Origin of the sequence: Paenibacillus sp. ALJ109b (assembly GCF_010747435.1) — a bacterium.
Lineage (GTDB): Bacteria > Bacillota > Bacilli > Paenibacillales > Paenibacillaceae > Paenibacillus > Paenibacillus taichungensis.
This window is the reverse complement of sequence record NZ_JAAIFP010000001.1, coordinates 162,442-174,934: the sequence shown is the minus strand read 5'-3', so window position 1 is coordinate 174,934 and position 12,493 is coordinate 162,442. Positions and strand designations below refer to the sequence as shown.

General features: G+C 46.8%; 10 protein-coding genes. 8 read left to right on the top strand and 2 right to left on the bottom strand.

Translation table 11 applies throughout. The features are described from left to right. Nucleotides 1-14: 14 nt before the first annotated feature. Entirely contained in the window at nucleotides 15-938 is a 924-nt protein-coding gene (cyoE, locus tag G3352_RS00710) for a heme o synthase (RefSeq protein WP_371121420.1), read from the bottom strand. Nucleotides 939-1,335: 397 nt separating this feature from the next. On the opposite strand from cyoE, the gene G3352_RS00705 reads away from it, so the two are divergent. Further along, nucleotides 1,336-2,265: an NAD(P)/FAD-dependent oxidoreductase gene (locus tag G3352_RS00705; protein WP_163753022.1), complete on the top strand. Its 930-nt coding sequence runs from the start codon at nucleotides 1,336-1,338 to the stop codon at nucleotides 2,263-2,265. Nucleotides 2,266-2,589: 324 nt separating this feature from the next. Then, nucleotides 2,590-3,807, top strand: a complete 1,218-nt coding sequence (locus G3352_RS00700; protein WP_163753021.1) for an MFS transporter — start codon at nucleotides 2,590-2,592, stop codon at nucleotides 3,805-3,807. A gap of 116 nt (nucleotides 3,808-3,923) precedes the next feature. Here G3352_RS00700 and G3352_RS00695 read toward each other — a convergent pair whose 3' ends face one another. After that, nucleotides 3,924-5,426 (bottom strand): carboxypeptidase M32, encoded by a 1,503-nt coding sequence (locus tag G3352_RS00695; RefSeq protein WP_163753020.1) that lies wholly within the window; start codon nucleotides 5,424-5,426, stop codon nucleotides 3,924-3,926. A gap of 255 nt (nucleotides 5,427-5,681) precedes the next feature. Between G3352_RS00695 and G3352_RS00690 the strand changes: the two genes are divergently transcribed. From G3352_RS00690 to G3352_RS00665, 6 genes are all read left to right on the top strand, one after another. Continuing rightward, nucleotides 5,682-7,289 (top strand): ABC transporter substrate-binding protein, encoded by a 1,608-nt coding sequence (locus G3352_RS00690; RefSeq protein ID WP_163753019.1) that lies wholly within the window; start codon nucleotides 5,682-5,684, stop codon nucleotides 7,287-7,289. A gap of 92 nt (nucleotides 7,290-7,381) precedes the next feature. Beyond that, nucleotides 7,382-8,332: an ABC transporter permease gene (locus G3352_RS00685; RefSeq protein ID WP_163753018.1), complete on the top strand. Its 951-nt coding sequence runs from the start codon at nucleotides 7,382-7,384 to the stop codon at nucleotides 8,330-8,332. A 16-nt stretch (nucleotides 8,333-8,348) separates the two neighbouring features. Further along, entirely contained in the window at nucleotides 8,349-9,272 is a 924-nt protein-coding gene (locus G3352_RS00680) for an ABC transporter permease (protein WP_240342872.1), read from the top strand. Beyond that, the gene (locus G3352_RS00675; protein WP_163753017.1) at nucleotides 9,250-10,266 is read left to right on the top strand and encodes an oligopeptide/dipeptide ABC transporter ATP-binding protein; all 1,017 of its coding nucleotides are present in this window, start codon (nucleotides 9,250-9,252) and stop codon (nucleotides 10,264-10,266) included. The genes G3352_RS00680 and G3352_RS00675 overlap by 23 nt, the downstream gene beginning before the upstream one ends. Continuing rightward, nucleotides 10,244-11,233, top strand: coding sequence for an ABC transporter ATP-binding protein (locus G3352_RS00670; RefSeq protein WP_163753016.1), 990 nt, complete (start codon nucleotides 10,244-10,246; stop codon nucleotides 11,231-11,233). The genes G3352_RS00675 and G3352_RS00670 overlap by 23 nt, the downstream gene beginning before the upstream one ends. 15 nt (nucleotides 11,234-11,248) lie before the next feature. Continuing rightward, nucleotides 11,249-12,493 carry a M20 metallopeptidase family protein gene (locus tag G3352_RS00665; protein ID WP_163753015.1) on the top strand — a complete coding sequence of 415 codons (1,245 nt, stop codon included), beginning with the start codon at nucleotides 11,249-11,251 and terminating at the stop codon, nucleotides 12,491-12,493.

Genomic DNA, 12,493 nt, shown 5'->3' with positions numbered 1-12,493 from the left:
CATTTGGTCAATCTTTATTTGATCAGCTGTGCAATCAATGAATACGCAATGATGACCAGGAAGATAATCGTGATGTGGTTAATGGAGAAAATAAACATTTTATGTGACCATTTCTTGGTTTCTTTCTTATCGAAAGTTGCCACACTAAGAATAAGCCAAGCCAAACTTACCAGAAACGCAACAATGGCAATGAACGGACTCAGCGGCCAGAACAAGAAGCTGGAGAACAACAACAATACCAGATAAACATTTGTCTGGATGTATGTCCGTCTGATTCCTTTTACTACAGGAAGCATCGGAACGCCAGCCGCTTTGTATTCATCGAATCTCCGGATGGCAATGCCATAGAAGTGAGGCATCTGCCACAACAGCATGGTTACAACCAAAGCCCAGATTTCATAATGACCCAGCTCTGGTGAAATGGCTGCCCAACCAATGAGTGGAGGCACAGCTCCTGAGAGGCTTCCTACTTCCGTATTGTATACCGTTGTCCGCTTGGTCCACATCGTGTAAGGGAACACGTACAACAACAGTCCCAATATGCCGAATACGGCTGCCGAAGGGGAAGCGATATACAACATGATGCCCCCGATAATCGTAATGGCAATACCGAGGATCAATCCTGTTTTGGTATCTACACGACCAGTTACCGTTGGACGTGTTTTGGTGCGTTCCATGATCGCATCGATATCCCGATCATACAAATTGTTAAACACCCCGGCCGCTCCGATAATCAGGGAAGACCCAATGACAGAGAGGATAATGGGTACAATATTAGCTAAAATGGATGCATCAAATACATACAAAGCCAAACTTAAACCGGCAAACATGGCGATCAGATTGGATTTAATGATTCCGATCTTGATCGTATCAAAGAATACTTTCGGAATCGAGCTAGTATACTCCAGGCTGATTTCGGGCCGTGACCCTTTATTCAATGTTTTCAAGAACTCACTTCCTATATCTATACTTATATATCTCGTGGTCTTATTATAGCATTCAATACACTATGTGAATTAATTAACGATTTAGTATTTAAAATAATGTCATTTGATTGTGAACAATTTAAAAACAAGGTTTTTTTTAATTGTTAAAAATGATTTTCTGTGATACAGGTCATTGAAGTCGAATAGCAGGGATAACTAGAAAAGAATATTTTTCTTGCATAATGAGTTTTATTTGTTTATTGTAGATATAAGAGATCTTTAATAGTATTAAGTGATCTCGTCTTGCATTGTTTCTATTAGAGAACAGCTGTAAGCGGCAATATGTAATCAGTATAGGATTTTTTTTGCAACAATAAAGGATATTGAATATCTGGAAAGGGTGTTAAATATGGATCAAAAGATGGATGTATTAATTATAGGCGGAGGACCAGCGGGTCTTAATGCTGCACTTGTATTAGGACGAGCTCGTAAACATGTTGTGGTCATAGATGATGAACGCCCACGTAATTGGGTTACGCGTGAAACACACGGTTTCCTGACGAGAGATGGCGCAAGTCCACGTGAATTTCGGAAGGTTGCGAAAGAACAGATTAGTGCTTATCCGTCCGTTCATTTTGTAGGGGACACAGCGACTTCAGTGACAGGAACAGATGGTGATTTTCAAGTTACAACGGTTCAAGGAGAAGTCTATCGCACGAAGAAAATTTTGTTTGCAGTCGGGAAAAAAGACCTTCCACTGGATATTAACGGGTTGAAAGAGGTATATGGTAAGAGTGCTTTTGTCTGCCCTTATTGCGATGGATGGGAATTAAGAGATCAACGGCTTGTCATCATTGTGAATGGAGCCAAGGCATTTCATATGGCCAAGACGATCTCGGGCTGGACAAGCCAGTTTACCATTTGCACGAATGGACCTGATGAATTGACGGATGAGCAGAGGGAGGAATTGAAGCAGCATGGTGTCCCGGTATGGGACTCTCCAATTCAATCTATTGAATCAAGCGATGGTATGGTGCAGCAAGTGGTGTTAGAAGATGGTACCGAAATCTCGTGCACGGGGATTTTCTTTGGACCGAAACTAACGGCTGGATCAGAACTTCCGCAGACGATAGGCTGTGAGGTTACGGATGCGGGTACAGTCGTTGTAGATGATTTCGGCAAAACAACCGTACCGGGTCTGTTCAGCGCTGGAGATGCAGCATCGGAGTTGTATCAGGCCATTACTGCGGCGTCCCTTGGTGCATTAACCGCTGTAACAATTAACAGTGAGCTTAATATGGAAGCCTGGGATGAACGTGGTAAACATTTAAACCCGTAGAATAACGATGTACAATTTCATCTTTCAAGATATGCTGCTGCCTGAAGGGCATGATCTATAAAATAGCAGGCCCAGTATGCGGAGACACATTAAGATGGAGGCGGCAATAAACCGCCTTTTTTCTTATGTCCAAAAACAGCCACTGATTTGGAGTATCTCATCCAGATCGGGGCTGTTTTAATTTGGCTGATACGATCTATTGACAAAGGAAAATTTTTGACGCAATATAATAAAATAACTTTATAAAGTATATAATTAAAGTAATTGACTAGCATTATTGTGTTTCATTTACTTTTAATTTATATGCAGGGAAGGGATCTATTTATGGCAACTTGGTTTCTTATCATTATCTACCTTGCGTTTATCAGTTTGGGGATTCCGGACTCTTTGCTTGGTTCAGCATGGCCAGTCATGTGGCCAGAACTTGGCGCTTCGTTTGGGTCAGCAGGAATCCTGTCAATGGTCGTTGCAGCGGGAACCATCGTTTCAAGCTTGGCAAGTGGCACGGTGATTCAAAAATGGGGAACAGGCAAAGTTACGTTAATTAGCTGTTGTCTGACTGCCGGAGCACTCCTTGGATTTTCCTTCGCACCTTCATTGGTGTGGCTCGTCATTCTTGCCATTCCTCTGGGTCTTGGAGCTGGAGCCGTTGATGCTGCGCTGAATAATTATGTAGCAGAGCACTACAAGGCACACCATATGAACTGGCTGCACTGTTTCTGGGGTGTGGGCGCGACGACAGGGCCTATCATTATGTCGTATTACATTGCGGGACATCATTCCTGGAGAAGCGGGTACACAGCTGTAGCCGTGGTCCAGTGCTGTCTCGTCCTGATTTTGTTTGCCACGTTGCCGTTGTGGAAGCGTGTTGCTGCAAGTCGGGAGAGTGCGAGTCTGAACAACGAATCAGATCATGTGCAAGCAGACAACACGTTAGTACAGAGAGAGAACAGACCCGAACGGAATGTATTGAAGATTAAGGGAGTCAAAAACTCACTGATCGCATTTCTGTTTTATTGTGGCGTCGAGACGACGGTTGGTTTATGGGGAGCCAGCTATCTGGTAGGAGCAAGAAATATCTCGGCAGAAACGGCTGCAGGATGGATCTCCTTATACTACGGTGGTATTACGATTGGCAGGTTGATTACAGGCTTTATCACGTTAAAAATAAAAAATCGGGTGTTAATTCTGGCTGGTCAAGTGACCGCCATTGTGGGTGGAGTCATTTTATTGCTTCCATTATCCATTTCGTTTGCACTGGCTGGATTTATGCTAATTGGATTGGGGCTTGCACCCATCTATCCCGGACTTCTTCATGAAACTCCAGCTCGATTCGGCAAAGCGAATTCTGCCCGATTGATGGGATACCAAATGGCACTGGCATACACAGGAACTACATTGCTTCCTCCGCTTTTTGGCGTTCTCGCTGCAAAAACCAATATCGGCTTTTTCCCGCTGGTTGTACTTGTTTTCCTTATCCTAATGCTGGCCAGCTCAGAGCAAGTGAATCGTATTTTGAAAAAGAGGATTCTAAATGGGTAGAGCTGTTACGGGTGTAACAAGCAACAAGCCATACAACATTCCATTTAAAAAATGATACACAAAAAAAGCGAGGAACTGCTCTCGCTTTTTTTGTTGTGCGCAAAATCACAGAATCATTACAACTCGTAGAGCTGCTCGTATTTATCCGTTAAGTAATGAATTAAAGGAGCGGTATCAATACTTTTTCCGGTGATGGACTTGATTAGCTCGTCCGCCGATCTTGATTTACCAAATTGATGAATATGAGTTGTTAGCCATCCGGTAATTGTCTCAATATGATCTGATTCAATCAAATGATCATAATCGGGAAGTTCGCGGCGGATGACTTTGTGTATTTGTGCTGCATAGACAAACCCAAGTGTATAGGAAGGGAATAATCCAAAGCCGGCGCTCCAGTGTCCATCCTGTAAAATGCCTTCCAGATGAGTCGGGGGACGAATCCCCAGATATTCCTCATATTTATCATTCCATGCTTCAGGCAATCCTTCGTAATCCACTTCTCCAGCAATAATGGCTTGCTCCAACTCATACCGAATAATGAGATGCAGGTTGTAGGTAAGTTCATCGGCCTCAAAACGGTTAAACGTCGGTTTTACTGCATTTAAAGCAAAATAAAAGTCATCCAAACTCACACTTCCAAACGTTTCAGGTTTGATTTTTTGCAAAATAAAATAGTTGTTTTCCCAGAAGCCCTTGTGTCTGCCAATGAATTTCTCAAAAAAGATCGATTGGGATTCATGAATGCCGTACGAAGTGAAGATCCCAAGTCCGGTATGTATCAGGTTGGGGTCAATATTCTGTGTATAGAGTGAGTGGCCTCCTTCATGTAAAGCACTCCACAAGGAAACGCGAACGTCATTTTCAACAAATTTGGCTGCGAGCCGTGCATCGTAAGGATTGATGGCAGAACTGAATGGGTGCACGGTTGCGCCGAATTGCCCGGCATCAAAATCGTAACGAATGGCTTGTAACAGCTCGATCCCAAGCTGCCGCTGCTGTTCAAGTGGGAAGGGATGGTTGAATATGGATGTGTCCGGTTGTTTAGCGGAAGAGGTGACACGACGGATCAGCGGAATAAGAGCGGATTTGAGCTCACTGAAAATGCGATCCAAAGTTACCTTGTCCAGGTCAGGATCAAACTGCTGCACGAGTGGATCGTATGCATGCTGCTCGTATCCCCAGTATCCGGCAAACTTCAAGCTTGCATCTAAGATCTGTTTCAAATGCGGAGCGAAAATGGAAAAATCATTGGCAGCTCTGGCTTCCAGCCAAGCAGCGTTTGCAAGACCTTGCTGCTGTACAAATGCCTGATATTCCTCTATTGGAATGGCACTCCAGCGTTTATACGTTTTCCAATGCTCTGCAATAATTCGCTTGGATAGCTCATCAAGGTCCTCTTGTTGTGCTGCTTCCTCTAATCGCGAACCGAAATCAGCATCGGTCTGTAACTTGAATAGTTCTCCAGCCAATGTTGCTTTGGCTCGTGCGGCGTAGGATGCGCCCTTTCGAGGTGCCCCCGTGCGAGCATCCCAGGCAAGCAGGGTTTGTACCTGTTTATAATGTTCGACCTTCTCGATATGTGCCGCAAGTGCAGCATCCAAGCGTTGTATTGTTGTCATGTTCATGACTCCTTCCAGATAAAGGATGAAATTTAAGTTGTATATTACCATCGGAATAGTTGGAAGTACATAGAATCACGCTTTTTCGTAGATTACAAAAAATGAATCAACACATTACGATTGCTTATTTTACAAAAGACCTCTGTTCCCTTAGCCTGAAAATACCAATTATCACTAATCCGACATGAACACTTGTATATCATTCAGGACAGTGAAATAGGTTTTAACATTATGCATGAGAGCGAGAGGGGTTACATGATGAGAAAACATACCAAGCCTGCTTTAATGATGATTCTGGCATTCTTGCTTCTGGCAGGTTGCGCTTCAGGTGGAGAGGGCCAGCAGAGTACACAGGCCTCTTCAACAACCGGTGAAACTCCAGCACAGCAGACATCGGTAGAAGGCAAGACAGGCGGGGCACTGAACATTGGCTATCCAACACAACCGGTCACACTGGATGCACATGTGTCATCCAATACAGCGGTCAAGGATATTTCACGCGAGATCTATGAGCAGCTGGTAACGTTGGATAAAGATGCACAGGTCATTCCGCTGCTGGCAGAATCCTATGAGATCAGCGACGACAAGTTATCCTATACATTCCATCTGCGTCAAGGTGTGAAGTTTCATAATGGCAAGGAACTGCAAGCGGAGGACGTTGTTGCTTCCCTGAATCGCTGGATCAAACTGTCGAGTCATGGTAAAGCGAACTTTGTGGGTGCCGAGGCCAAAGAAACGGACCCGTATACTGTCGTACTTCAATTGAAAACACCGTTTCTGCTAACACTGCAACTTCTAGCTGACCCGATTCCCGCAGCGGCGATCTATCCGAAAGAAGTGGTTGATGAAGCAGATGATAAAGGTATCAAATCATTCATCGGTACAGGTCCGTTTCAATTGGAGGAGTGGAAGCAGGATCAGTATATTCATTTGAAAAAGTATGACGATTACTCCGCCCGTACCGAGCCGAGTGATGGAGCTGGCGGCAAAAAGGAAGCGCTGGTCGATGACCTGTACTTCCGCTTCGTAACAGATGAGTCAACCCGTCTTGCCGGTATTACTTCCGGGGAATACGACATTGCGCTGAATATCTCTGTGGATAATGAACAGCAGATTGCGGACAATCCCGACTTGCAAACCTTTCTCAGTCCGGGAGGCATGATTGGATATTTCTATAACAGTAATGACGGCTTGTTCAAGAACGTCAAACTTCGTCAGGCTGTCAATGCCATTCAGAATGTGGATGACATACTGACATCGGCATTCCGTGATCCACAATTTTATGTGAAGACATCCTCTCTGGTTCTACCCGAATATCCGAACTGGTATTCGGAAGCAGGCAAAGAATCGTACAGCCAAGCTAACGCGGATAAAGCAAAGCAACTGCTTCAGGAAGCAGGCTATAACGGCGAAGAAATCAAAATTTTCACGACGAGAGATTATGTGGATCAATATAACGTAGCCGTTGTTTTGCAGCAAGAGCTGGAGTCGATTGGCGTCAAGGTTAAGCTGGATGTCTATGATTGGCCTACTTTGCAGGAAAAACTTGGGACAGGCACAGGGTGGGATATTTACCCCATGAGTTATGCATTCCGGCCTACGTTCTACCAGTATGCGTTCTGGGGAGGCGGAGCAGGGCTGCTGAAAAGCGAGAAACTGAGTGAGCTACTTCAAGGAATCCGGACGTCCGATTCAGTAGAGGCCGCAAGGCCACTCATTGACGAATTGCAGCAATTTGTTTGGACCGAAGTTCCATTCTCTCAGATCGGGCACACCAAACAGGTTACAGCGCTATCGAAAAATATCAGTGGTTTCCAGAACATTTTGGGCCCGATCTTCTGGAATACAACCAATAACAAATAGTTAAAAGGAAAGGCAGCAGATGAAAAGGCGTAGCATCGCTTCTACAGGAATACGCCTTTCCGTTTGCCATTGGAAAGTGAGGTGGCCCTCATATGGGTGGATATATTGTTCGTCGGTTATTGTCCTTGATACCTGTCCTTTTTGTGGTGGCAATCGTGGTGTTCTCCATTATTCATGTCACACCAGGGGACCCCGCTGCGATTCTGCTGGGTGAAGAGGCGAGCAAAGCCGATATCGATGAGCTAAGAAGCAAGCTGGGGTTGGACAGGCCGATCTATGAGCAATTCGGCGTTTGGTTGCTGGGGCTGTTATCCGGGAATTTGGGGGAGTCCATCTTTCTGGACAAACCTGTGACAGAGGCTTTTTTTGAACGACTGGCGCCTACATTATCCCTTGCGATCATTGCACAGGTGATTGGTGTGTTTCTCGCCTTGTTCCTTGGCATTACAGCAGTCAAGCGAAGAGGGACCATCGTGGACCAATCGGTGATGGGTTTCTCCATGCTGGGTATCTCCATTCCGAGTTTTCTGTTGGGTTCACTGCTGGTCATGTTCTTTAGCGTGAAGCTGCGCTGGCTACCCGTTGCAGGGTATCAACCGCTCACAGAGGGTCTGTGGCAGCATATCAAGTATCTGTTGCTTCCTGGTATCGTGCTCGGCATCATTCAGGCAGCGCTCATTACCCGAATGACAAGATCCTCCATCCTGGATGTAATGTCCGGCAATTTTATCAAAACCGCCAAAGCCAAGGGTGTCAAAGAAAAAACGATCGTGTATACACACGCGTTACGGGTTGCATTCATCCCTATTCTCACAGTTATTGGGGAATCGTTCGGTGGACTGGTTACTGGTGCTGCGGTTATAGAAACGCTATTCAATATTCCGGGAGTGGGGCAGCTCATCGTTAATTCGATTAGCCGAAGAGATTACTCCGTTATTCAGGGTTCGGTGCTGCTGGTTACGGTGGCTTATGTGTTCGTAAATCTAATCGTTGATTTGTTGTATGGTTTGGTCGATCCACGAGTTCGATTAAGCAAGAAATGAAGGAGGTGGAGACAACTTGATAACCAATCCGGATACCACCATCGCTGCGTCAGGACTTCACAAAGGGAAGAACAGGCGCATCGTATTCAGACGCTTTATGCATAATCAGTTGTTAACCACAGGGGCGGGAATTCTGCTTGTTGTTGTGCTTCTGGTAATCATCGGGCCGATGATTACACCATACGGGCCGTTACAGATTGATCCGGTGAATCGACTTAAAGGGCCCAACGGGCAGCACATATTTGGCACAGATAACTTTGGACGTGATGTATTCACTCGCGCCGTATATGGTTTGCGTATTTCGGTTGCAGTTGGTTTTGCTGTTACGGTCGTGTCTTCTTTGATCGGTATGATTGTGGGATTATTATCCGCAAGTTATTCGGTACTGGATCATATCTTTATGCGCATCTGTGATGGTTTGTTTGCTTTTCCGTCCATTTTGCTTGCTATCTCCATTATGGCGGCTCTTGGCCCGAATCCGGGCAATGTCATTATCGCCCTAAGTATTATCTTCATTCCATCGATGGCCCGGATTATTCGTTCCAAGGCGCTGGTCATTCGGGAGTTAACTTATATTGAAGCGTTGCATGCGCAGGGAGCAAGCAGCTGGCGCATCATTTGGATTCATATGGCGCCCAATACGCTGTCTCCGCTCATTATCCAATCCAGCTTTATTTTTGCCGTATCGATCCTGACGGAAGCTTCTCTAAGTTTTCTTGGAGCAGGCATTCCTTCTCCGTCCCCAAGTCTCGGGAATATGCTTTTTGACGGAAAAACGGTGATCTACAACGCTTGGTGGATGACTGTCTTCCCCGGCATTTTCCTGGTGCTCGTTGTACTGGGGCTGAACCTGTTCGGCGATGGCCTTAGAGATCTGCTCGACCCGCATGCGAATAAGGTGAAAAGGGGGAGACGTCGTGGGAAAACAACCGTTGCTTGAGGTGAAGGACCTGAAAGTGTCCATTTCAACCGAAAAAGGAACCATCCACCCGGTGGAAGGCGTATCCTTCCACGTCCTTGCCGGGGAGACGCTGGGCATCGTAGGTGAGTCCGGCTGTGGGAAAAGTGTAACCGCCGAATCCATTCTCAGACTGTTTGACGAAGATTATGTGGAATACTCGGGTGAAGTCCTCTACGAAGGAACCAATCTCTTAAGTTTGTCCAAAAGACAAATGGAACGCATTCGTGGCAATGAACTCTCCATGATCTTTCAAGACCCTATGTCTTCCCTGAATCCGGTTCAGACGATTGGCAAACAAATTGCCGAGAGCTTGAAGCTGCATCAAGGCATGAATGGCAGACAGGCGCGTCTGGCTGCCGTGGATCTGCTGCGTATGACAGGTATCCCCTCACCGGAAAAGAGGGTGGATGAACATCCGCATGAAATTTCGGGAGGGATGCGACAGCGGGTCATGATTGCCATGGCACTTGCCTGTAATCCGAAACTGCTTATCGCGGATGAACCAACGACGGCGCTGGATGTAACGATTCAGGCGCAAATACTGGAGCTAATCGAAAGTCTGCAAGCGAAGACGGGACTTGGTGTCATTCTGATTACACATGACCTGGGTGTAGTCGCAGAGACGTGTACAAGAGTGGCGGTCATGTATCTTGGACAGGTCGTGGAGGAGGCAAGCGTGGACGATTTATTTTTCAATCCCCAGCATCCGTATACGTCAGGCTTAATGAAATCCATTCCTCGGATTGATGGCGAGCAGCACAGCAAGCTCCATGTCATTGAGGGAACGGTACCCGCACTGCATCAGGTTCCGACAGGCTGCCGATTCGCTCCAAGATGCGCTTATGCGGACGAACAATGCCTGCGAGCAGCGCCTTCCTTGAAACAGGTGGACGAGAAGCATTCGGTACGCTGCTGGTATCCCGGAATAGCAACGATTCAGGAGGAGACACATGAACTCGAAATCATTGGTTGAGTCGAAGCCGCTGCTACAGGTTAGCAATCTGAACAAACATTTCCCTGTTCGATCTTCTTTTGGCAGAACCAGAGGGCAAGTCAAGGCAGTTAACGGTGTATCCTTTGACATCCACACTGGACAAACCTTTGGTCTGGTGGGCGAATCCGGCTGCGGTAAAAGCACACTCGGGCGGTCGATTCTCAGACTTGTTGAGCCAACGTCCGGAGAAGCATTTTATGAGGGCACGGATATCCTGGGGTTAAGTAAAAAAGAACTGCGAAGCTATAGGCAGCATATGCAGATGGTATTTCAGGATCCGTACACCTCGTTGGACCCTCGTAAACGCATCGGTTACTCCATTGAAGAACCGCTATTAATCCACAAGAAGGGCAACAAACGGGACAGAATGGAAACAGCTATGTCGTTGCTGCGCAAAGTAGGATTCGGTGAAGAACATTACGAGCGGTTTCCCCATGAATTTTCAGGTGGTCAGCGTCAGAGGCTGGGCATCGCCAAAGCGTTGGCCCTTGGACCGAAGCTCATTATTTGTGATGAACCCGTATCAGCGCTGGACGTGTCGATTCAGTCCCAGGTCATTAATTTGCTGGAAGAGGTTCAGGAGGAGCTCGGCATTTCTTATTTATTCATTGCACATGACCTTAGCGTTGTACGCCATATTGCCGACCGTATTGGTGTGATGTATTTGGGCGAGATGGTGGAGCAGGGGCCCGCGGAAGCCTTGTTCGCCGATCCTCTGCATCCTTATACCAAATCATTATTGTCTGCGGTACCGATCCCGAATCCTCGTGCCAAAAGGGAAAGAGTTGTATTAAGCGGTGAGATCCCATCGCCACTTCATCCGCCTGCTGGTTGTGTTTTTCATACCCGATGCCCATACGTTATGGAGACATGCCGACAGGTCGTTCCACAGAAACGATTCGTCGCTCCAGACCGTGAAGTGCAGTGTCATTTATACGATGAATAGAGGAGGAATGAAACAATGAGTTTTCGTAGTTCAGCCGAAAAGTGGAAGGACGAAGCTATACGGCTTCGCCGCCATATTCACCAGAATCCTGAGCTTGGTCACCAGGAGTTTGAAACAGCCAAGCTGGTAGCCCAATTTTTGGAGGACGTTGGTCTCGAAGTAGAGACGGGTGTAGGCGGCACAGGTGTTGTTGGGCTTTTGAAAGGTGGACGTGAGGGAAGAACCATTGGAATTCGCGCCGATATGGATGCACTACCTATTGAAGAGAAGACTAGATTGCCGTTTGCCAGCGTTCACGAAGGGGTGATGCATGCCTGCGGGCATGATGTGCATACCGCCATTCTTCTTGGGACAGCAGCGGCATTAAGTGAGCACAGGGATGAGCTCCAGGGAACGGTGAAGTTCATATTCCAGCCTGCTGAGGAAGTACAGGGAGGCGCAACGGATCTGATTGAGGCAGGTGTATTACATAATCCGGAAGTGAATGCGATCATTGCGCTCCACGTGTGGCCGGATTTGCCTGCTGGCAAGATTGGTTTGAGAAAAGGGGCCATGCTGGCAGCGGCAGATGCCTTTGATATTCGAGTGACGGGAAAAGGTGGACATGCTGCCTATCCGCATCGAACCGTCGATCCGGTCATCATTGCAGCCCAGATTATAACTGCGTTGCAAACGGTAGTATCCCGAAACTTGTCTCCTCTTGATTCTTCCGTCATCTCGATTACGAAACTGCAAAGCAATAGCAATGCGTATAACGTTATCGCTGGGGAGGTTCAACTCAGAGGTACCATTCGTACGCACAATCCTGAGACGCGAGAAGCTGTGCCTGTATATATGAAGCGACTCATTGAGACTATTGCGGAAGGGTTCGGTGGAAAAGCGGAATTTGATTACTACCGCGGCGGTTCTCCTGTAATAAACGATGATCATATCGTCGATGTGATTGAACAGGCAGCGGCAGATACCATTGGCCGGGAAGCCGTGGTGTATCTGAAGGAGCCATCCATGGGCGGCGAAGATTTTGGTGCGTATCTCGAATATGTGCCAGGTGCCATATTCCGGCTCGGCACGGTTACAGAAGAAGATGCCCGATCAGAGCTGCCCCTTCACAGTGATTCCATTATTTTTGATGAGCAAGCGATTGTTACAGGAATATCGGTTCTTGGAGAAGCAGCCATCCGTTATTTGAACCAGAGCAGTGATGATGAATCAAGGGTTGCCCTGGGTGTTGCAGCAGGCAATGAGGAGAGAGGGGATTGA